General features: G+C 62.8%; 20 protein-coding genes. 9 read left to right on the top strand and 11 right to left on the bottom strand.

The window, feature by feature from the left end; genetic code table 11:
- Positions 1-87: 87 nt before the first annotated feature.
- From NKH33_RS27510 to NKH33_RS27480, 7 genes are all read right to left on the bottom strand, one after another.
- Positions 88-897, bottom strand: coding sequence for a molybdopterin-binding protein (locus NKH33_RS27510; RefSeq protein ID WP_352473890.1), 810 nt, complete (start codon positions 895-897; stop codon positions 88-90).
- Position 898: 1 nt separating this feature from the next.
- Positions 899-1780 (bottom strand): cytochrome b/b6 domain-containing protein, encoded by an 882-nt coding sequence (locus NKH33_RS27505; protein ID WP_352922404.1) that lies wholly within the window; start codon positions 1778-1780, stop codon positions 899-901.
- A 103-nt stretch (positions 1781-1883) separates the two neighbouring features.
- Positions 1884-2561, bottom strand: a complete 678-nt coding sequence (locus NKH33_RS27500; protein WP_352473888.1) for a DUF1345 domain-containing protein — start codon at positions 2559-2561, stop codon at positions 1884-1886.
- 5 nt (positions 2562-2566) lie between these two features.
- On the bottom strand, positions 2567-3034 hold the full coding sequence (locus NKH33_RS27495) for a YaiI/YqxD family protein (protein ID WP_352454435.1): 468 nt from the start codon (positions 3032-3034) through the stop codon (positions 2567-2569).
- Between the two features lie 66 nt (positions 3035-3100).
- The gene (gene gfa, locus NKH33_RS27490; protein ID WP_352451333.1) at positions 3101-3670 is read right to left on the bottom strand and encodes an S-(hydroxymethyl)glutathione synthase; all 570 of its coding nucleotides are present in this window, start codon (positions 3668-3670) and stop codon (positions 3101-3103) included.
- Between the two features lie 20 nt (positions 3671-3690).
- Positions 3691-3963: a hypothetical protein gene (locus NKH33_RS27485; protein WP_352451332.1), complete on the bottom strand. Its 273-nt coding sequence runs from the start codon at positions 3961-3963 to the stop codon at positions 3691-3693.
- The gene (locus tag NKH33_RS27480) at positions 3960-5087 is read right to left on the bottom strand and encodes an S-(hydroxymethyl)glutathione dehydrogenase/class III alcohol dehydrogenase (protein WP_352541895.1); all 1128 of its coding nucleotides are present in this window, start codon (positions 5085-5087) and stop codon (positions 3960-3962) included. The genes NKH33_RS27485 and NKH33_RS27480 overlap by 4 nt, the downstream gene beginning before the upstream one ends.
- A gap of 213 nt (positions 5088-5300) precedes the next feature.
- Between NKH33_RS27480 and NKH33_RS27475 the strand changes: the two genes are divergently transcribed.
- A complete protein-coding gene (locus NKH33_RS27475; protein WP_352475105.1) occupies positions 5301-7313 on the top strand; it encodes an acetyl-CoA carboxylase biotin carboxylase subunit in 2013 nt (670 codons plus the stop codon).
- 563 nt (positions 7314-7876) lie between these two features.
- Entirely contained in the window at positions 7877-11404 is a 3528-nt protein-coding gene (gene dnaE / locus NKH33_RS27470) for a DNA polymerase III subunit alpha (protein WP_352770264.1), read from the top strand.
- 14 nt (positions 11405-11418) lie between these two features.
- Here the strand turns inward: dnaE and NKH33_RS27465 are convergent, their stop codons facing one another.
- Positions 11419-12300 (bottom strand): DMT family transporter, encoded by an 882-nt coding sequence (locus NKH33_RS27465; RefSeq protein ID WP_352471788.1) that lies wholly within the window; start codon positions 12298-12300, stop codon positions 11419-11421.
- A gap of 173 nt (positions 12301-12473) precedes the next feature.
- On the opposite strand from NKH33_RS27465, the gene NKH33_RS27460 reads away from it, so the two are divergent.
- Complete coding sequence (locus NKH33_RS27460) at positions 12474-12980, top strand: hypothetical protein (protein ID WP_352922399.1); 507 nt, start codon at positions 12474-12476, stop codon at positions 12978-12980.
- 150 nt (positions 12981-13130) lie between these two features.
- Here the strand turns inward: NKH33_RS27460 and NKH33_RS27455 are convergent, their stop codons facing one another.
- A complete protein-coding gene (locus NKH33_RS27455) occupies positions 13131-14459 on the bottom strand; it encodes a DNA polymerase IV (RefSeq protein ID WP_352922396.1) in 1329 nt (442 codons plus the stop codon).
- A 68-nt stretch (positions 14460-14527) separates the two neighbouring features.
- Between NKH33_RS27455 and NKH33_RS27450 the strand changes: the two genes are divergently transcribed.
- A complete protein-coding gene (locus NKH33_RS27450) occupies positions 14528-15103 on the top strand; it encodes a GNAT family N-acetyltransferase (protein WP_352922393.1) in 576 nt (191 codons plus the stop codon).
- A gap of 237 nt (positions 15104-15340) precedes the next feature.
- Complete coding sequence (locus NKH33_RS27445) at positions 15341-16780, top strand: hypothetical protein (RefSeq protein WP_352922390.1); 1440 nt, start codon at positions 15341-15343, stop codon at positions 16778-16780.
- Between the two features lie 9 nt (positions 16781-16789).
- Here NKH33_RS27445 and NKH33_RS27440 read toward each other — a convergent pair whose 3' ends face one another.
- A complete protein-coding gene (locus tag NKH33_RS27440; RefSeq protein ID WP_352922387.1) occupies positions 16790-17440 on the bottom strand; it encodes a hypothetical protein in 651 nt (216 codons plus the stop codon).
- The gene (locus NKH33_RS27435; protein WP_352502452.1) at positions 17437-17736 is read right to left on the bottom strand and encodes a DUF3572 domain-containing protein; all 300 of its coding nucleotides are present in this window, start codon (positions 17734-17736) and stop codon (positions 17437-17439) included. Before NKH33_RS27435 ends, NKH33_RS27440 begins: the two co-directional genes overlap by 4 nt.
- A 171-nt stretch (positions 17737-17907) precedes the next feature.
- Between NKH33_RS27435 and NKH33_RS27430 the strand changes: the two genes are divergently transcribed.
- The 4 genes from NKH33_RS27430 to NKH33_RS27415 all read left to right on the top strand — a co-directional run bounded on the left by NKH33_RS27430 (position 17908) and on the right by NKH33_RS27415 (position 22114).
- Positions 17908-18324: a response regulator gene (locus NKH33_RS27430; protein WP_352876500.1), complete on the top strand. Its 417-nt coding sequence runs from the start codon at positions 17908-17910 to the stop codon at positions 18322-18324.
- 33 nt (positions 18325-18357) lie between these two features.
- The gene (locus NKH33_RS27425) at positions 18358-19731 is read left to right on the top strand and encodes a PleD family two-component system response regulator (protein ID WP_352502453.1); all 1374 of its coding nucleotides are present in this window, start codon (positions 18358-18360) and stop codon (positions 19729-19731) included.
- 464 nt (positions 19732-20195) lie between these two features.
- Entirely contained in the window at positions 20196-20930 is a 735-nt protein-coding gene (locus tag NKH33_RS27420; RefSeq protein ID WP_023679986.1) for a FadR/GntR family transcriptional regulator, read from the top strand.
- Complete coding sequence (locus NKH33_RS27415) at positions 20927-22114, top strand: PLP-dependent transferase (protein WP_352922384.1); 1188 nt, start codon at positions 20927-20929, stop codon at positions 22112-22114. Before NKH33_RS27420 ends, NKH33_RS27415 begins: the two co-directional genes overlap by 4 nt.
- Positions 22115-22116: the final 2 nt, after the last annotated feature.

Below are 22116 nucleotides of genomic sequence, written 5' to 3'. Positions count from 1 at the left end.
AGGCGAGGAGGTCGCGTCGACCTTAATCAAGACGCTTCGGTGCGAGTGGATCCACGGCTTCATCGCCGACTTCTTCAACACTATCGGTCAGATGCCGCCGTACCAGTCGTAGCCATTGTCCTCCCAATAGCCGCCTCTGCCGCCGCCGAGATTGGCGAAGCCGTCGACCAGCTCGATCTTGTAGAGGTATTTCGGCATCTTGTAGCCGAGCTGGCGCTCGACGCGGACGCGCAGCGGCGCGCCGTTTTCGACCGGCAACGGCTTGCCGTTGAGGCCATAGGCAAGGATCGTCTGCGGATGACGGGCATCGATCAGGTCGATCGAGCCGTAATATTTGATATCGCCGGCAAGGCTGCGGTCGATCGTATCGAGACAGTGGAACATGACGTAGCGCGCCTGCGGCTTGACCACCGCCTGATCGAGCACCAGCGACAGCGGCGTGCCGGTCCATTTGGCAATGCAGCTCCAGCCTTCGACGCAGTCGTGACGGGTGATCTGGGTGCGGCTCGGCATGTTCATCAGCTGCTCGCGGCTCAGCGACAGCGGTTTTTCGACGAGGCCTGAAACCTCCAGCCGCCAGTCGGCGAAATCGCTGGCGAGCAGGCCCTTGTAGAAATCGTCGTCCGGTGCGGTGACACCGTTCGGCCGCTGTGGCTGGCGAATGTCGGCCTCGGTGAACTCCGGTGCCAGCGTGTCACGGCCGGCAAGCAGTCGCTGCGCCCGCCAGGTCAGGCCATTGGCGCTTTCGAGGAAGCTGCGCAGGCCGTTGCCGACGCCAAGCTGGCTGTCGAAGGCGTCGCAGCCTGACAGCATGATGCCGGAAAGGCCGAGGCTGGCCGAGGTCAGGAACTTTCTTCGGCTTATCTGTAGCTTGGGGCTGATCTCGAATTTCGCCATGTCAGGCACTCCTCTCTGGCGCTTTGTCGCCATGCGCCGGCGGGTCGGTTCGGTACCACCCGGTGATGATGGAGCGCAGCTCGTTGATCGGGCCGGCGGCCAGGATCATCAGGATGTGGATAATGAAGAAGGCGACGAGCAGCAGCATCACCGTGAAATGAATGGTGCGTGCCGTCTGTCGGCCGCCGAGCAGATCATTCAGGAACGGCAGCACCGAATCCATGCTCGGCGACATGGCAAGGCCGGTGATGATCATCAGCGGCAGCAGCACGAACAGCACGCCGCCATAGGCCATCTTCTGCAGCGTGTTGTAGTCGCGCGTGTGATGGAACCTGAGCTTGGCGTGCTCGACAATGTCTCGCGGCAGGCGCCTGAAATCATCGAGGCGCGGGGCAAGATCGCGGCGCAAATGGCCGTTGATCAGGCTGGCGACCAGCCAGACCAGCAGCGTGGTGGTCAGCACCCAGGCGAAGAAGAAATGAACAACGCGCGCGGTGCCGAGATCGTAGTAGGAAGGGATCGTCGCCCAGGACGGGAAGGCACGGGAGGTCTCCTGGCCGGCCGGACCCGACCAGCCGAGCACGCCAGTGGTATCGAAGCGCTTGCCGAAGATCTCGGTATAGCCGCGCGGGCCAGTCGCCGTATTCTCGGCGCCGATGGCGAAGATGGTGTTGTTGTAGCCAAAGCCCGATTCCTTGCCGATATAGAGCTGTGGGCGGGCGTTGAAGATCTGCAGGCCGGAAAGCAGCATGAAGACCAGCGCGATCGCCCACAGCCAATGCGTCAGCCGCGTCCAGCGCGACTGGCGATAGATCAGCGTCGCATCCGTCGAAGCAGCGCTATCTGCCTCGGTGCTGGCTTCGCCTCTGGCAACTGATTCCATATTTCCGTGCCTCCCTGCCAAGCGGTTCTGCATGCCCTGTCAGATCTCTTCTCCTCCCAATACGTCGCCAGCCTAAGCGATGTTTCACCCGATCACGGATTTATTACGGACTGCCGAGGCTGACGGCGAGGTTGACCGCGGCTGCCACGATGACCGTGTTGAAGAAGAACGACAGGATCGAATGCACAAGCACGACACGGCGCATTTGCGAGGTCGTGATGTTGGTGTCGGCGGTTTGGGCCGTCATGCCGATCACCGTAGCGAAATAGAGGAAATCCGAGCCTTCCGGTCGCTTGCCGCCCGGGAAGTCAAGGCCGCCGACCGGAATTTTCTTTTTTGTGTCGCCATCCATCGCATCGCCATCCAACCAGTAGATATGCGCGTAGTGAAGTGCCGCCATCGCATGGATGGTCAACCAGCCAAGCGGGATAGACAGCAGCGCCACCATAAGCTCGACGGTGTCCGCGCTCTTCTCCCTGTTGATCAATTGAAACAACGACATGATGGCAATAGCGACGACAATCAGCGTGACCGCGAAGATGGCCAGTACCGGCAGGTCCGTGTCGCCTGCATTCTTGCGCAGATAGCTGCCGGTAAGCCGCGGCATATGGGCGATGACAAGGACGAGATAGGCGGCAAAGAACACATTGGCGCCGATCGAATAGGCAAGCGGCGCACGCCAGACCAGCGCGGCGCCAAAGGCTGCCACGCCGATGCAGGCCGACACCGCGAACGGCGTGTGGCGTCGCATGGGCATCTTGGTCGGGGTACCAGTCGCCATGGCCTTCAGTCCGCAGACGCGGATTTCAGCGCCCGCCGTAGGATGCGGTCAAGCTCGCCGAGGAACCGCGAGCGGTCCTGCGGCGCGAAGCTCGAATTGTAGCCCTTGCTTTCGCCGGTCTCGCGCAGATGCTGCTTGAGATCGCGCATTGCCACCGCCATGCCGATCGTTTCGGGCGTAAACGGGCGTCCGGTCGGACCAAGTACGTGGGCGCCAAGCGCCACCGCGCGCGCGGCAAGCGGGATATCGGCGGTCACCACGATATCGTTGGACCGGGCATTTTCGACTATCCAGTCGTCGGCGGCATCGGCGCCCTTGGAGACGACGACATTGCGGATCATGGGATCGCGCGACGGACGCAAGCCGCCATTGGAGACGAAGGTGACGACGATGCCGTGCCGCTCGGCGACTTTTTCGACCTCGGCCTTCACTGGGCAAGCGTCGGCATCGACGAGAATAGCAGGTGCGGGCATCGTTGTTCCAAGTGTGAAAGAGCCGGGCGGCGTCGCCCGGCTCGATCGATGATAGTCGAGCGGCTACTAGGCCGGCAACGCGCCGGACCGCTTGGCCGTCCAGGTGGCGATATAGTCCATCAGTCCTGGATTGAGGCAATCATAAGGTTCGAGCCCGATCGACTTCAGCTGTGACCTTATGCCGTCCATGCGGCTCGGATCGACACCGGACTCGATGATCGAAGAGACAAAGGCGGTGAAGCCCGGCGGCGACCAGCCGTCTTCCTGGAAGCGTTCCGGATGGATGAAGGACAGCCCCTTGAACGCATGGTCGCGCTCGACCGGGCCGTGCATGTGGACGCCGCAGCCGGTGCAGGCATGGCGCAGGATCAGCGCGCCCGGATCGACGATCTTCAGCTTGTCGCCGTTTTCGGTCACCGTCACGTCGTTTGTACCGGCAACCGCCACGACCGAGAACAGCGCGCCTTCCGGCTTCCAGCATTTGGTGCAGCCGCAGGCATGGTTGTGGGCGATCTGGCCCTTGACCTTGACCTTGACCGGGTTGCTGGTGCAGGCGCAGACCAGCGTGCCGCCGGCAAAGTCGGCCTTTTCCCGTGGCAGTCCATTGTCGATTTTAGGATGCAGTTTTTCCGGCATTTTTGTCTCCTCCCTTGGTTCTATGCTGGTTCCGTTTCGATTACCGCTTCATTCTCCATACGGTGTTCTTGCTTGACGCGCTCTACCACCTTGAGCGCCTTGCTCAGATATGTATCGCGCACGAGAAACGATATTTCTTCTCTGCCGCGGTCGATCTCATCGAGGTCGATGCGAACGCGGTTGTTATTCCTAAGCGCTACCCAAAGATGTTCGCCGAATTGCCAGCTCTGCATACTGAGCGACTCGCTGAAATTTGGATATCGGATCCGAACCCGGATCAGTACCTCCTTCAATAGACTACCACGCTCCTGATCGACTTGCCTTCATGCATCAGGTCAAAGCCCTTGTTGATGTCCTCGAGCTTCAGCGTGTGGGTGATCATCGGATCGATCTCGATCTTGCCGGCCATGTACCAGTCGACGATCTTCGGCACGTCGGTGCGGCCGCGCGCGCCGCCAAAGGCGGTGCCCATCCAGGTGCGGCCGGTGACGAGCTGGAACGGCCGCGTCGAGATCTCCTGGCCGGCGCCGGCAACGCCGATGATGACCGACTTGCCCCAGCCGCGATGCGACGCTTCCAGCGCCTGCCGCATGACTTTGGTGTTGCCGGTGCAGTCGAACGTGTAGTCGGCGCCGCCGATCTGGTCGGCGCCGCGCTTGGTCATGTTGACGAGATGGGCCACGACATCGCCGTCGATCTCCTTCGGATTGACGAAATGCGTCATGCCGAATTTCTCGCCCCATTCCTTCTTGTCGTTGTTCAGGTCGACGCCGATGATCATGTCGGCGCCGGCAAGGCGCAGGCCCTGGATGACGTTGAGGCCGATGCCGCCGAGGCCGAAGACGACCGCCGTCGCGCCTTGCTCGACCTTGGCCGTGTTGATGACAGCGCCGATGCCGGTGGTGACGCCGCAGCCGATGTAGCAGATCTTGTCGAACGGGGCGTCGGCATTGACCTTGGCCACCGCGATCTCGGGCAGCACGGTGAAATTGGAGAAGGTCGAGCAGCCCATGTAGTGGAACAGCTTGTCCTTGCCGATCGAGAAGCGCGAGGTGCCGTCCGGCATCAAGCCCTGTCCCTGCGTGGCGCGGATGGCGGTGCACAGATTGGTCTTGCGCGACAGGCAGGACGGGCACTGCCGGCATTCCGGCGTATAGAGCGGGATGACATGGTCGCCCTTCCTGACCGAGGTGACGCCCTTGCCGACGTCGACGACGATGCCGGCGCCCTCATGGCCGAGGATCGCCGGAAACAGGCCTTCCGGGTCGGCGCCCGACAGCGTGAACTCGTCGGTGTGGCAGATGCCGGTTGCCTTGATCTCGACCAGCACCTCGCCATCGCGGGGACCTTCGAGGTCGACCTCCATGATCTGCAGCGGCTTTCCGGCGGCAACGGCGACAGCGGCGCGCGTTTTCATCAGGCAATCCTCCCATGACAGTCTGCAATCCAGGTTAGATTTAACTTACCATTCAGCTCTGCGCTATGCACGAAGCGACGTTGTGACCCCGGATTTTCGTCAGCGCCCGCCGATTTGCATGCGGGATAGGCTCCGACTTTGCCTTGACCGGCCCCCTGAAGCCCATAAAACGGGAAGCCCGTAAAAGAAGGGCAGCCGAGGGACGAGGCCTGCATGTTCACAAAGATCCTGGTCGCCAACCGTGGCGAGATCGCCTGCCGCGTGATCAAGACGGCGCGCAAGATGGGCATCGCCACCGTCGCGGTCCATTCCGACGCCGACCGGGACGCCGTGCATGTCGAAATGGCCGACGAGGCGGTGCATATCGGGCCTTCGCCGGCTGCGCAAAGTTATCTGGTCGCGGAAAAGATCATCGCCGCCTGCAAGGCCACAGGAGCAGAGGCCGTGCATCCCGGCTACGGTTTCCTGTCCGAGCGGGCATCCTTCTGCGAAGCGCTGGAGCAGGAAGGCATCGTCTTCATCGGCCCGAAGCCGAAGGCCATCAAGGCGATGGGCGATAAGATCGAATCGAAGAAGTTCGCCAATGCGGCCAAGGTGTCGACGGTGCCCGGCTGGCTCGGCGTCGTCGAAAACGCCGCCCATGCCGAAAGAATAGCCGGCGAAATCGGCTATCCCGTGATGATCAAGGCTTCGGCCGGCGGCGGCGGCAAGGGCATGCGCATCGCCTGGAGCAAGGCAGAGGTGCGCGACGGCTTCGACCGGGCGCGGTCGGAGGCGAAAAGCTCGTTCGGCGATGACCGCGTCTTCATCGAAAAATTCATCGTCGATCCGCGCCATATCGAAATCCAGGTGCTCGCCGACGCGCATGGCAACACGCTCTATCTCGGCGAGCGCGAATGCTCGATCCAGCGCCGCAACCAGAAAGTCGTGGAGGAGGCGCCGTCGCCGTTCCTCGACGCCAAGACCCGCAAAGCCATGGGCGAGCAGTCGGTGGCGCTGGCCAAGGCCGTCGACTACCAGAGCGCCGGCACGGTCGAGTTCATCGTCGACAGCGACAAGAACTTCTATTTCCTGGAAATGAACACGCGGCTGCAGGTCGAGCATCCGGTGACGGAACTCGTCACCGGCATCGACCTGGTCGAGCAGATGATCCGCGTGGCGGCCGGCGAAAAGCTCGCCATCAAGCAGAGCGACGTCAAGCTGAACGGCTGGGCGGTGGAAAGCCGCCTCTATGCCGAAGATCCGTATCGCAACTTTCTGCCGTCGATCGGCAGGCTGACGAAATACCGGCCGCCGGAAGAGGGAAAATTCGGCGAAATCGTCATCCGCAACGATACCGGCGTTACCGAAGGCTCGGAAATCTCGATGTTCTACGACCCGATGGTCGCCAAGCTGTGCACCTGGGCGCCGACACGGCTGGCGGCGATCGACGCGATGTCGGAAGCGCTGGACAGTTTCGTCGTCGACGGCATCGAGCACAACATACCGTTCCTGGCGGCGCTGATGCAGCATCCGCGCTGGCGGGAAGGGCGGCTATCGACGGCGTTCATCGCCGAGGAATATCCCGACGGCTTCGCGCCCATTGTGCCGAATAGCGAAGAAAACGCGGTGCTGGCCGCGATCGCAACCGCGGTCGAGCTGCTGCGCCGCGACCGGCTCGACCGGCTGGGCGGGCGGCTGGCGCCGCATTCGGGCGCCTTGAAACGCGATTGGGTGGTGAAGATCGGCCGGGATTATCTTTCGGTTGCCATCGTCGAAGGCATGATTTCCATTCCGATGGAGCTCGACCTCACAATCGACGGCGGCAAACCGCTGACGGTGGCATCCGACTGGCGGCCGGGCGATCTCATCTGGCGCGGCACGGTCGGCGGCCGCAAGGTCGCGGCGCAAGTCAGGCCGGTGCTGAACGGGTTCCGCATCGCCTGGAAAGGCATCTCGGTGACAGCCCGCGCCATGCTGCCGCGCACCGCCGAACTCGAAAGGCTGATGCCGGAAAAAGTGGCGCCGGATACCTCGAAGATGCTGCTATGCCCGATGCCCGGCCTCGTCGTGTCGATTGCCGTTGCCGAGGGGCAGGAGGTCAAGGCCGGCGAGACGCTGGCCGTGGTCGAGGCGATGAAGATGGAAAACGTGTTGCGCGCCGAGCGCGACCTCATCGTCTCGAAGCTCAACGCCAAGCCCGGCGACAGCCTTGCCGTCGATGCGGTGATCATGGAATTCGCCTGAGGCCGAAACCCCCGCCCTCGACGCCCGTCAGAAGTTGGCGGGACAGCGCCCCCTCTGTCCTGCCGGACATCTCCCCCTTCAGAGGGGAGATTGGCAGCCTCGGCGCCTCGCTCGCTCCTGCAACGTTGGAAATTGGCGAAAGCCGAGATGATGGCCAATCTCCCCACTAGAGGGGGAGATGTCCGGCAGGACAGAGGGGGCGCGAAGGAACGCGACTTTGCAATCCTCTGGATACGCCCTCGGGAGACGGACAACTCGAATTTTTCCCCGTCGCGCCGTATTTTGTTCTTGCTTTGTGCCGGCAGCTATGCTATTAATTTGGCTATGGTGCTAATTGGCTCCAACGACCCGCCCGCCGAGGCGGGTTTTGTTTGTAGCCTGAGGTTGGCGGGACAGCGCCCCTCTCTGTCCTGCCGGACATCTCCCCCACAGGGGGGAAATTGGCAGCTTCGGCGGTTGCTCTAAACCTCCAAAGCTCTAATCACTAGCGCTGGACTCGTGCTACCCGGCGCTCGACAATACAACTTCATCGACTGAGTCCCTTCAGGCGGCGCGAAAAAACCATGGCGGATGAAAGACTTCCACGCGATCCCTTGCTGCGCGAGGCCTATGCAAAGGCGTCGCGGGCGGAGGCGGCGGCGCGTCGATTCATTCATCTGCGTGTGCATTCGGCCTATTCGCTGCTCGAAGGTGCCTTGCAGCTCGGCAAGATCGTCGGCCATGCGGTGCAGGACGAATGCCCGGCAATCGCCGTCACCGACACCAACAATCTGTTCGGCGCGCTGGAATTCGCCCAGAAGGCGGTAAAGGACGGCATCCAGCCGATCATCGGCTGCCAGATCGACCTCGCCTTTTCCGGCGAGGCGAGCGACAGCCAGCGCGACCGCAGGCGGCAAGGACCGGAGATGCGGCCGGTCGTCCTGATCGCCGCAACCGAGGCCGGCTACGGCAATCTGGTCAGGCTGGTCAGCCGCGTCTACCTCGAGACACCGCCCGGCGAAGCGGTGCATCTGACGAGCGAGATGTTGCAGGGCCACACCGACGGATTGATCTGCCTTACGGGCGGACCGCGCGGTCCGATCGGCAGTGCCTTGAAACAGGATCGCCGCGAACTCGCCGAGACCCGGCTCTCGGCGCTCAAGAGCCTGTTCGGCGACCGGCTCTATGTCGAGCTTGAGCGGGTCTCCGGCTACGACCGCGCCATCGAGCAGTCGTCGGTCGACCTCGCCTACCGCCACGATCTGCCGCTGGTTGCCACCAACGAGGCGTTTTTCTTCTCTCGTGAAGACTATGAGGCGCATGACGCCCTGATCGCCATCGCCGAAGGTTCCGTGGTTGCGGCCGACAATCGCCGCCGCCTTTCGCCCGACCACTTCCTGAGAAGCCAGGCCGATATGGCGAGGCTGTTCGCCGACCTGCCGGAAGCAATCGACAACACCGTCGAGATCGCGCTGCGCTGCTCGTATTACCCGAAGACCCGCAATCCGATTCTGCCGCGCTTTGCCGGCCGCGATGTCGCCGACGCCGATGCTGCGGTCAAGGCGGAGGCGCAGGAGCTTGCCAGGCAGGCGCATGAAGGGCTGGAGGCGCGGCTGGCGGCGCACGGCCCGACGCCCGGCTATACCGTCGAGCAATATCGCGAAAGGCTGGATTTCGAGCTCGGCGTCATCGAGAAGATGAAATATCCGGGCTATTTCCTGATCGTTGCCGACTTCATCAAATGGGCCAAGGCACAAGGCATTCCGGTCGGCCCGGGCCGCGGTTCGGGCGCCGGCTCGCTGGTCGCCTATGCCACGACCATCACCGACATCGATCCACTGCGTTTTTCGCTGCTGTTCGAGCGCTTCCTCAATCCCGACCGCGTGTCTATGCCCGACTTCGACATCGACTTCTGCCAGGACCGGCGCGAGGAAGTCATCCGCTACGTCCAGCAGAAATACGGCCGCGACCAGGTTGGCCAGATCATCACCTTCGGCACGTTGCAGGCGCGCGCGGTGCTGCGCGACGTCGGCCGCGTGCTGCAGATGCCTTACGGGCAGGTCGACAAGCTGAGCAAGATGGTGCCGTCGAACCCGGCCAATCCGGTCAAGCTCGCCGACGCCATCGCCAACGAGCCGCGCTTTGCCGAAGAGGCGGAGCGTGAGCCGATCGTGCAGACGCTGCTCGATACGGCGCAGAAACTGGAAGGTCTTTATCGGCACGCCTCGACGCACGCCGCCGGCATCGTCATCGGCGACCGGCCGCTGTCGGAGCTGGTGCCGATGTACCGCGATCCGCGCTCGGACATGCCGGTCACGCAGTTCAACATGAAATATGTCGAGCAGGCCGGGCTGGTGAAATTCGACTTCCTTGGCCTGAAGACGCTGACGGTGCTGGACAGGGCCGTCAAGCTGATCCGCCGCCGCGGCATCGAGATCGATCTTGCCCACATTCCGCTCGACGACCCCGAAACCTACGCCATGCTGTCGCGCGGCGAGGTGGTCGGCGTGTTCCAGGTGGAAAGTGCCGGCATGCGCAAGGCGCTGATCGGCATGCGGCCCGACTGTATCGAGGACATTATCGCGCTGGTCGCGCTCTACCGGCCGGGGCCGATGGAGAACATACCGACCTACAACGCCAGAAAGCACGGCGAGGAGGAGATGGCGTCGATCCACCCGAAGATCGACCATCTCGTCAAGGAGACGCAAGGCGTCATCGTCTACCAGGAACAGGTGATGCAGATCGCGCAGGAGCTCTCCGGCTATTCGCTGGGCGAAGCCGATCTGCTGCGCCGCGCCATGGGCAAGAAGATCCGCGCCGAGATGGACAAGCAGCGCGAGCGCTTTGTTTCGGGCGCGGTCGAGCGCGGCGTCGGCAAGCCGCAAGCCGACTTCATCTTCGACCTGCTGGCAAAGTTTGCCGACTACGGTTTCAACAAATCGCATGCCGCCGCCTATGCCGTCGTCTCCTACCAGACCGCCTATCTGAAGGCGCATTACCCCGTCGAATTCCTGGCGGCATCGATGACGCTCGACATGGGCAATACGGACAAGCTCGCCGATTTCCGCCAGGATGCGCTGCGCCTCGGCATCGAGGTGGTGGCGCCGTCGGTCATGACGTCGTTCCGGGATTTCGAGGTCGGCGAGAACCGCATCTTCTATTCGCTGGCCGCGCTCAAGGGCGTCGGCGATGCGGCGGTCGAGCACATCGTCGCCACGCGCGGCGAAAAACCCTTCAAGAGCCTCGCCGATTTCTGTGAAAGGGTCGATCCGAAGATCGTCGGCAAGCGCGTCTTCGAAAGCCTGATCATGGCCGGCGCGCTCGACTGCTTCGGTCATGACCGCGCGGCGATGATGGCCGGCGTCGAGCGGATGATGGGGCTGGCGTCGCTGGCGCAGCAGAATGCCGTCACCGGCCAGCATGACATCTTTGGCGCCTCGCTCGGCGCACAGTCGCAGGCGCTCAACTTGCCGGCGACCGATCCCTGGCTCGCCGCCGACCGCCTGCACCGTGAATTCCAGGTGGTCGGGTTCTATCTCTCGGCGCATCCGCTCGACGAATACAAGGCGGCGCTGCAGAAAATGCGGGTGCAGACCTGGGGCGAGTTTTCGGCCGCCGTCAAACGCGGTGCTGCCGCCGGCCGGCTCGCCGGCACGGTGACCACCAAGCAGGAGCGCAAGACGCGCACCGGCAACAAGATGGGCGTCGTGCAGTTCTCCGACACCTCCGGCCAGTATGAAGCGGTGCTGTTTTCCGAGGGGCTGGCGCAATACCGCGACCTGCTCGAACCCGGCCGCTCGGTGGTGATCACCGTTTCGGCCGAGGACAGGCCTGAAGGCGTCAATCTGCGCATCCAGACCGTGCAGTCGTTGGAGGAAGAGGCAAGCCGTATCCAGAAAGCGTTGCGCATCTTCGTCAGAAATGACGCACCGGCATCGACAATCCAATCGCAGCTTGGCCAGCGTGGCGACAGTCAGGTGAGCATCATCGTCATCAAGGAAGGCGGCGAGGGCGAGGTCGAGATCGAGTTGCCCAACCGCTACCGCGTATCGCCGCAGATCGCGTCGGCGATGCGGGCGGTGCCGGGCGTGGTCGAGGTGGAACTGGTCTAAGAGTTAGCGCACGCTTATGAAGCGGCGATCTCCGCCGGTTGCGGTGCTCTCCGCTGCAGGTTGAGCAGATTTCCCATGAGGATCAGCAGGGCGCCACCGGCGGTGAAGGCGTCGATCTGCTCGTGATAGAGCAGCCATCCGATCACCGCCGACAGCGGCACGCGCAAAAAGTCCATTGGCGAGATGACCGTCGCATCGGCATAGACAAGTGCGCGGGCCATGCAGAAATGCGACGACATGCCGGTGAAGGCGATGAGCAGGATCCACGGCCAGAGCTCAAGCGGCGGGTTGCGCCATTCGTAAAGCGCCGGGACGAGGCCAAGCAGCGACTGGATGATCAGCATCCAGAAGATGATGCGCACGACGCTGTCCGTCCGCGTCAGCGACTTGACGAGGACCACCGAGACGCCGAAGCAGACCGCGGCTCCCAGCACGATGACATGTCCCGGATTGACCGCGCCGACGCCCGGACGCACGATGATCACAACGCCGATCAGCCCGAGCACGATTGCCGCCAGCCGTGGCCGGGAGAGCCTTTCGCCGAGGAAAGCGACGGCCAGCAAAGCGGTCCAGATCGGCGTCGTGAATTCGATCGAGATCAGTACCGCAAGCGGGATCAGCGTCAGGGCGTAGAGCCAGGCAGCCTGGCCGGTATAGTGGACGACGTTGCGGGCGATATGAGCCAGCGGGCGTCCGGTGCGCATCGCCGCAAAACCGCCTGACATCATGACCAGCGGCAACAGGATGAAAAAGCCGATCACCGAGCGCAGCTCGAGCACCTGGAAGACGTTTAGTTCGGCCGTCGTGGCACGGCCGGCCACCGACATCGCCAGGAACGAGGCGATCGACAGCGCCATCCAGAACGCGGCCTTGGGGATCGAGGGTGCGGGTGCCATGCGGCTATGTCGCAAGCCGGAGCGCTCATCGCAACCGCTAGCCGACGCATTCGACTGGGCCAGCCGTGCAGCGTTGCAAACAGTGATGTTGAAGCCGGAACCCGCCGCTGAGGGGAGCGTTGGTCCCTCAGTGTTTGCGTGCTGTGTTTTGGATACCAACGAGGAGCGGTCCGATGAAATCACTTGCACGATTTGTACTTGCCGGCTGCCTGACGGCCGGGGCCGGGGCAGCGCATGCCGACGATCCGGATTTTCTTCGCTCATTCCAGGGGAATTTCGCCGGCAAAGGCATCGTCAAGGTGACCACCGATGCGCCGACGGTGAATGTCTCCTGTCATTTCAATTCCGACGCAACGTCGAGCTCGCTATCGCTCGACGGCAGCTGCCGCGGTCTTATCGTGGTAACGCGCGCCATCAGCGCCGATCTCAAATCGAGCGGGACGAAATACACCGGCATCTATGTCGGATCGCGCACCGGGCCGGCGCAATTGAGCGGCAGCCGCTCCGGCAACGCAATCAATCTCGGCATCCGTTGGGCCAAGGAGGTCAATGGCGATCGCAAGGCGCAAATGACGGTCGAGAAGAACGGCGAGAATGGCATGCGGCTGATCGTCGTCGATACCGATCCGAAAACCGGGAAGAGTGTGGTGACCACCCGGATCGATCTGCAGCGCACGTGACTGGGGCAAGTTGATATTCAGGTGAGGCCGGCCTGCGAAAAGCGGTTTCCTGCGCATCCAGTGCTCACGTACTCACAAGTGCGCTCCGCTCCGGTTCTCGGAAACCACCCTTCTCGACTCGGCCTGACCTGAATCTCAAACATGCCGGTATCATTCCTCGACCGGTTCGGGCGGATGGGCATCGCGGCCCTTGCCGAAGGTATAGCCGGTTTCCACCGCCCTGCGGCCGAACTTGCCGCGCAGCGTGTCGATGGCGCCTTCGGCCATGGCGCGCTTGCGTGACTGGACGTCGACCAGGTCGGGCGGGTCCGCCCGGTCATCGTCGGAGAGATCGCTGACGCCAATGCCGAGCAGCCGGTATTTCGTGCCATCCGCTTCCTTGCGCAGCAGCTCGAGCCCGGTCTGAAAGATGCGGTCGGCCAGCCGGGTCGGATCGCCGAGCTGGCGATTGCGCGTGCGGATCTTGAAATCCTGGGTCTTCAGCTTGAGGACGACGGTGCGTCCGGCAATGCCGGATTTCTTCAGCCGGGCCGAGACTTTTTCCGACAGCGCCCTCAGCACCGAAACCAGTTCGTCGACGGAGGCGATGTCGGTATCGAAAGTGGTTTCCGCCGAGACGCTTTTCGCGTCCTGGTCGGGAACGACGCGACGGTCGTCCTCGCCGCGCGAAAGCCGGTAGAGCCGGTCGCCCATGACGCCGTAGCGGCGCATCAGATCGCCACGTTCCATACGCTGCAACTGGCCGATGGTGCGGATGCCGTCGCGCTCGAGCGTGGCGGCAAAGGCCTTGCCGACCCCCCAGATCAGCGTCACCGGCTGCTCGGCCAGGAAGCCGATAGCCTCGGCCTCGCCGATCACCGAAAAGCCGCGCGGCTTGCGGAAGTCCGATGCCACCTTGGCCAGGAACTTGCAGTAGGAAAGACCGGCCGAAACGGTGATGCCGATCTCCTTTTCCACGCCGAGTGCGAAGCGCGCCAGGACCACCGCAGGCGGCAGGCCATGCAGGCGCTCGGTGCCGGCGAGGTCGAGAAAGGCCTCGTCGATCGAGAGCGGCTCGACCAGCGGCGTCAGCGCCTGCATCATGGCGCGCACCTCACGGCCGACGCGGACGTATTTTTCCATGTCCGGCGGCAGGACCACCGCTTCCGGGCAGGCTTCGAGCGCCTTGAACATCGGCATTGCCGAGCGCACGCCGTGGATGCGGGCAATGTAGCATGCGGTGGAGACGACGCCGCGCTTGCCGCCGCCGATGATCAATGGCCGGTCCTTCAACGCCGGGTTGTCGCGCTTTTCGACCGCCGCGTAGAACGCGTCGCAATCGATATGGGCAAGGCGCAGCCGGTAGAGCTCCGGATGGCGGGCGAGCCGTGGACTGCCGCAGCGCTCGCAACGGCGTGCCTCGCTGCGCTGAAAACTCAGGCAGTCGCGGCAAAAACCGTGTTCGGGATTGTTGACAGGGGCCGCCATCGCTGCGAACATAAAGAGAACAAATGCAATGGTACGTCAGGACGGATGCCACGACAAGGCGGTGGGCCGGGAGAGAGCTCATGAATACGACCACAGCGCCGCTAGTGCCCGAGCTTTGGGCGGATTTCGAAGATCTTTTCGGTAGGCAAGGCGCCTGCTACGGCTGCTGGTGCACACATTTCCGGCTGTCGCCCGCAGCGCGCCGCGCGAGCAACCGGGAGCGCAACAAGGACCACATCAAGGCGCGGATCGAGGCCGGGCCGCCGCCGGGCCTGTTGGCCTTCGAGGGTGGCCAGGCGGTCGGCTGGATGCAGATCGGCCCGCGTGCCGACGTGCCCGAATGGAACAACCAGGGCAGGGGGTCGGCGCCGATCGACCCCGCCGACGCCAGCGATCCGGGCGTCTGGGCGATCTCCTGCTTCTTCATCCGCACCAAAGCACGCGGCAAGGGCCTGTCGCACCGCCTGGTCCAAGGCGGCATCGAGTTCGCCCGCGAGAACGGCGCGCGGCTGATCGAGGCCTGCCCGATCGACCTGTCGAAGGATTCGCGCTCGATCGGGCTGTTCGTAGGCTCGTCGCGGGTCTTCGAGAAGGCCGGGTTCCAGCGATTGGTCGAACGTAAGCCAGGCCGACCGCTGGTGCGGCTGGTGCTTTAGCCGGATGCGCTTTTGGCCTACAGCCGGCGTCTTGCCGCTGTAACGCTGTTTCACTAATACAAGCAATGATTTGGCCCGAGACAACGGAGAATCGACGTGAAGCGTGTATTGCCACTTGTTCTCGCCGTCGCGTTTAGCGCGCCCGCTTTCGCCCAGACCGTCGACAGCCAAGGCGCGAAGAAGCTTACCGATGATCTGGCACATTATTTCGGCAGGCAGGGTTTCGATATCGGGCTGGTGAAAATCACTGCCGACGGCGATGCGTACAAACTCGCCGTCGATTTCAAGCCGCTCGTCGCGTTGCTGTCGAAACAGGATTCCTTCAAGTTCGACGTCACGCCTTACGACATGCGGGTCAAGCCGCGCCAGGACGGGCAGTGGGACGTGTCGGCGGATACGTCGCTGACCGGATCGTTCGATTTCAAGGGGCCTCAAGGGCCGCAGCACATCGACTTTTCGGTGTCGAACAACAAGTTCACCGGTGTGTATGATCCGGCCCTGGTGGCCTTCGTCAGCGCCACGGGGTCAATGGACGCTATGACGATGAAAACCCGGGAGCCGAAGCAAGAGGCCGATGTCTCTGCCGGTGCCGGCACCGCCACGCTAAATTCGACGAAATCGGCGAACGGCGGCATCGATTTCACTGTCGCGGAAAAGATCTTGAATTTTGCTGAAGTCCTCAAAATCAACGATCCCGAGCGAGGGTTGAATTTCCCGGTCACCCTCAATGCGCCGGAATTTTCGGTGCATGCAAACGGCAAGGGTGTTCGGACAAAGCCGTTGATGGATCTGCTTGCTTTTGCCGTCGCTAATGAAGACGAGGCGAAACTGAAAGTAAATCAGGCGGAACTTAAGTCACGTCTCCTTGCGGCGTTGCCTGTCTGGGAAAGAATCGACGGAACGTACGCCTTCAAGGATTTCGCAATTGAGAGCCCAGTCGGCAAGTGGGGTGCGAAGCAGTTGGATTTGGCTAGCGGCATGGATGGCGTCTCCCAGAACGGCAAGATCAACTATGGGATCAAGGCCTCCGGTCTGACGATCCCCCGGCAATTGCTGCCCGCCTGGACTGGTCCACTGGTGCCGACGGATATCGACCTCAACTTCGGCGGTGCCAATATCGATCTCGACACGATGGCGAAGAAGGCGATCGAAGCCTTTGATCTCAATAAGAATCCGCCGTTGCCGGGGGAATTCGGCAAGGCTTTGGTCGCCGATTTCAAGGCCAAGAAACCCAAAGTAATCCTCGGCCACTCGACCGTGAAGAATGGCGACGTCGAAGTCGCCATGGAAGGCGAGATGACTTTCCCGGGCGGCGAAAAGCCTGATGCGACCGTGACCGTCGCTGTGGCCGGCTACGACAGGATCGTCGATGCCTTGAAGGAAGGCGCCAAGAGCGATGAGCAGATGGCGCAGGCCTTCCCCTTTGCGCTGGCCGTCAAAGGTTTTGGCAAGACGCTGCCGGATGGCCGGCTGGAATGGGTGATCAACACCAAGGCCGATGGGTCCGTTGCGGTCAACGGCGCCATGCTGAAGGGGCCGGATGAAGTCCAGGACGACAGCGCCGGCCAGGATGACAACTCGGGCGATGATGGCGCGAATGGAACGGACAATTCGACCGGGGGCGAGGATTCGGACGGCGGCGACAATGGCGGGGCAGGACCGAAGCTGCAGCCCTGAGCGCTCGCATTAAAGCCCCAGAGCGCTCGCGATCTTCGGCGCGCCGTCGCGCCAGTCTTCGACGACTCTGACGCCGTCCGGCGGCGGCAGGAAAGCGCGCAGCGAATTGTCGGCCATCAGATGGAAGAGATACGCATCGGCGACCGAGTTCTGCACCGACACAAGATTGGACGGCTGATCGTCGACGAAAGCGACCGGGCGGCCCTTGTTGCCGCGCAATTTGGCCACCGCCGGTCCCTTGGCCATTTCGGTGGTCAAAAGCGGGTAGGGCAATCCGAGCGCGTCGAGATGCGCACGGCGCACCACGCGGTGCTTGTGCGGCATGGCGGTTAGCAGAACGATCTCGGCGCTGTCGCTAAGCGCTGCAAGAGCATCCTCGGCACCGTCGGTGATGCTTTGCCAATCGGCCTGGGCGTCAAAGAATTCCCCCAGAAGTGCCGTAACCTCGGGCTGTTCGATCAAACGGCCGCTCGCCGTTTCGGTGATGTTGCCGGTGAGGCGGAAGGAAGCCAGCGTCAGGCCGAAGCCGCGCGATTTGAGGAAATGCGGAAACGGCCGGATGAATTCGAGCACGACGTCGTCGACGTCGAGCACCAGCAGCGGCCGGTCGTCGGCGGCCAGCTCCTCGATCTGCCGCGCCGTCTCGGGATCGTCGCTCATACCGAATGCTCATGATTGTCGTCGCCGAGCGGCAGCGCCCGCAATGCCTTGCCGACTGCGGCGGGCGGCGTTCCGGTCTCCTCGGAAAAACGCATCAGCGTCGGCTCATGGGCAAGGATGAACTGCAGCACGCCGGCCAGGAATCCCGGCTCGCCCGCCGCCCGGCGGATGGAATGGGCTTCGATGCCGGTGATCGCCAGGAAGCGGGGCAGAAGTTCCGGATCGGCGGCGACGAAGCCCAACGCCTTTACGGCAATGGTTTCCGCTTCCTCGCGCATTGACGCTGCGTTTGCCATCGCTACCTTCCTTCATGGGCGGAATCGTTCTGTTTTCGCAGTAGTGGCAAGTGTCGCCGGCAGCAAGCCGCCGATCTGGAATCCGAACGCTTTTAGGGCGGCCGGTTTGCGTTTCGTCAATCATATTGCCGTATAGTGGGAACAGGTTTGGTGCGTGCCGACAAGGGGCGCATGACGGCACCCTTCGAGTGGAAGGTCAGCCGGGACGGGAAATCGATGCCAAAGAAGGTTATGATCGTCGAAGACAACGAGCTCAACATGAAGCTCTTTCGCGACCTCATCGAAGCGAGCGGCTACGAGACGGTGCGCACACGCAACGGCCTGGAAGCGCTGGATCTGGCGCGGCAGCACAGGCCGGACCTCATCCTGATGGACATCCAGCTGCCGGAAGTGTCGGGCCTCGAGGTCACCAAATGGCTGAAGGAGGACGATGATCTCCACGTCATCCCGGTCATCGCCGTCACCGCCTTCGCGATGAAGGGGGACGAGGAGCGCATTCGCCAGGGCGGCTGCGAGGCATATATCTCCAAGCCGATCTCGGTGCCGCGTTTCATCGAAACCATCAAATCCTACCTGGGCGATGCCTGATGTCCCTTCTCAGCCGAGCCGGAGCTTTGTGAAATGACCGCGCGGATCCTCGTCGTCGACGACATCCCAGCCAATGTCAGGCTGCTGGAGGTTCGGCTGCTCGCCGAATATTTCGAGGTCCTGACCGCCACCAACGGGCCGGACGCGATCGAGATCTGCGAGAACGGCAAGGTCGACGTCGTGCTGCTCGACGTGATGATGCCCGATATGGACGGGTTTGAGGTCTGCCGGCGGCTGAAGGGCGACCCGGCGACGTCGCATATCCCTGTCGTGATGATCACCGCGCTCGACCAGGTTTCGGACCGGGTGTGCGGCCTCGAGGCCGGCGCCGACGATTTTTTGACCAAGCCGGTCAACGATCTGCAGCTGATGACGCGCGTCAAGAGCCTGGTCAGGCTGAAATCGCTGACCGACGAGCTGCGGCTGCGCGCCTCGACGACACGCAATATCGGCATCGAGGAGCTTTTGAGCCGCAACTTCGCTGCCGACGACGCGGTGCCGAAGGTGCTGCTGGTCGACGAGCGCAAATCCTCGTTCGAGCGCGTCCAGAAGATGCTGCGCGGCAGTGCCGATCTCGACGTCGCCAACGATCCGCATGCAGGCTTCTTCCAGGCCGCCGAGCAGCCGTATGAATGCGTGATGATCTCGACGGCCTTCGCCGATTTCGACCCGCTGAGGCTCTGCTCGCAATTGCGCTCGCTCGATCGCACCCGTTTCCTGCCGATCATCCTTCTGGCGGACGAGGGCGAGGAGGGGCGTATCATCCGCGGCCTCGAACTCGGCATCAATGATTATCTGATGCGGCCGATCGACCAGCAGGAGCTGACCGCGCGGCTGCGTACGCAGGTGCGCCGCAAGCGCTACAACGACCAGCTTCGCGCCAGCGTCACCCAGACCATCGAGATGGCGGTGACCGATGCCCTGACCGGCCTGCACAACCGGCGCTATCTCGACAGCCATCTGCAGACGCTGTTCGACCGCGCCGTGGCACGGCGCCGGCCGCTGTCGGTGATGATCACCGATCTGGACCGCTTCAAGAGCATCAATGACGCGCATGGCCATGACGGCGGCGACGACGTGCTGCGCGAATTCGCGCGGCGGCTGCGCAAGAATGTGCGCGGCATCGACCTAGCCTGCCGCTTCGGCGGCGAGGAGTTCGTCGTGGTGATGCCGGACACCGACGGCGCGGTGGCCGAAAAGGTCGCCGAGCGCATTCGCGCCGAAATCGCCCAACTGCCGTTTCCCGTCGGCGCCGAAGGCAAAGCCGTCGAAGTCACCGTCAGCGTCGGCGTTTCGTCGGTGCTGAAAGGGGTGGACACGGTCTCCGCGCTAATGAAACGCGCCGACCTTGCGCTCTACGAAGCCAAGAGCGGCGGCCGCAATCGCGTCGTCGCCAAGGCGGCTTAGCACCGAACACCAATTGCCGGGTCAACGCGACAAGGTTACGAATTTACCTTAATCCAAGCGATTTGCGAGGCTTGGTTAAGAAACGGTTGATTTCCATAAGTTGTTGCGCAAATGTGCAGCCCTTAGACGTAACCGGCAACGAGGCTAGATCGCCGGTTCGACCCGAAGAATACCCCATGATGCTCAGGTCCGCCGCATCTCCTGGGTCCGTGGGGTCGGCCGGCCGGCGCTGGCACATAGTGGCCTCCTCGTACCGCTGCCAAACGCCGGCCGGCCCCCAATTTTCAGAACACATCAGGATTCTACGCCAAGACCCGGAAAACGCTTGGTTTTTGTTGCGGCAGCGACAGCGCCCTTTGAAATAGCCGGCTGGGCAGGGCGTATGCGCCCGCAGTCGATTGACAGGCCCCTGTCTTCTATGCAGAAATTGGTTGGACCATTGAGCCATTTGGTGACCCGTTGGCATGACCGAATTCGGCCTTTCCCCCATACAGGCAACTGCTCGTGACGACGCGGTGCTCAAGGCGCTGGCCGGCTTTGTGATGCGGGAAGCTCTCGGGCCCGGCCAGAGACTGCCGACCGAACGAATCCTTGCCGAGCGCCTCAAGGTGAGCCGCAACACCGTGCGCGAGGCGTTGACGCGGTGGGAAGGGCTCGGCCTGGTCGAACGGCGCCAAGGGAGCGGCACCTATCTCAAGGGAGTGGTCTCGCTGGACATGCTGCACATGCCGCTGACGCTGGCCGGCGGCAATGATTTCACCAGCCTGATGCAGACGCTGGAAATCCGCCGGGCGCTGGAAGCGGAAGCCGCCGCCCTGTGCGCCGTCCGCGCGGGCCAGGCAGATCTCGTCGAGATCGGGCGCAAGCTCGACATTATGGAGCAGGCCTTCCACACCCGCGCCGGGATGTCGGCGGAGGAGGACTGGGAATTCCACCAGTCGATCTACCGCAGTTCCGGCAATCCGCTGTTCGAGCAGATCATCGCCGCCATGCACGAACTGTTCCATCGTTTCTGGGAGCATCCGCTCGGCGTTCGTGATTTCGGCCACGCCAGCTTTCCTTACCACCGCACCATCTACGAACGCATTGCCGCGCACGATCCGGAGGGGGCCCGGGCCGAGGCGCTCAAGCTGATCGCCACCGTCGAGGACGATCTGAAGCGCGGCGCGGCCAAACTCGAACTTTCAGGCCAGAAATGAGCGATCATCCCGCCGGTTTCGAAAACGACTATCTCGCCGAGGCAGCGACGCTTCTCGCCCATGACGAGCCTTTCCCCGGCGGCGCGGTGGTCCCGCCGATCTACCAGACTTCGCTCTTCACCTTCGCCAACTATTCCGAGATGGCCGACACATTCGCCGGCAGGCGACGTCAGCCGATCTATTCGCGCGGCGACAACCCGACGGTCATGGAGTTCGAGGCGCGTGTCGCCGCTCTCGAAGGCGCGGAGGCCGCGCGCGGCTTTTCCAGCGGCATGGCGGCGATCAGCGCCACGGTGCTTGCTTTCGTCGGCGCCGGTGAGCGCATGGTTGTCGTGCGCAATTGCTACGGCGATGCCTACCGGCTGTTCGAACGGCTTTTGCCACGGCTCAACATCAAGGTCGACTATGTCGACGGTGCCGATCCGGACGCGGTCGCGGCAGCACTTCCCGGCGCCAAGCTGCTCTACCTGGAAAGCCCGACGTCGATGATGTTCGAGCTCCAGGACATAACCCAGCTCGCGCGGCTGGCCAAAGAGCAGGGCATCATCACCTCGATCGACAATTCCTGGGCGACGCCGGTGTTCCAGAAGCCGATTTCGCACGGTGTCGACCTGGTGCTGCATTCGGCCTCGAAATATCTCGGCGGCCACAGCGACACCGTCGCCGGTGTGGTGGCCGGTTCGGCCGCCCATATCCGACATATCAACGAGCAGACCTATTCCTATCTCGGCGGCAAACTTTCGCCTTTCGAGGCCTGGCTGTTGCTGCGTGGCCTGCGCACATTGCCGCTGCGGTTGCCGCACCACATGAAGAGCGGGCTGACCATCGCCGAACGGCTGAAAGCGCATGACCATGTCGAGCGGATCAACCACCCGGCCTATTCCAACCATCCAGGCAAGGCGACGCTTGCCGGCTATGCCGGGCTGTTCTCGTTCGAAGTGACGGAAGACGTCGACATCCCGGCTTTCGTCGATGCGCTGAAACTCTTTCGCATCGGCGTCAGCTGGGGCGGCCATGAGAGCCTGGTCGTTCCGGCAAAGGCCTCGCTCGAGCAGACGCCGGGCCTGAATTCGATGGCGCGCTTCGGCGTCAGCCCACGAACCATCCGCTTCAGTGTCGGATTGGAAAGTGTCGAAGACTTGTGGGCGGATGTTGCCCGGGCCTTCGACAGAGCAAAAAGATAAAG

It is taken from the genome of Mesorhizobium sp. M1182 (genome assembly GCF_040318335.1).
Lineage (GTDB): Bacteria > Pseudomonadota > Alphaproteobacteria > Rhizobiales > Rhizobiaceae > Mesorhizobium.
Note: the sequence above shows the minus strand (reverse complement) of the source record. Positions and strands in the feature narration are given on the sequence as shown.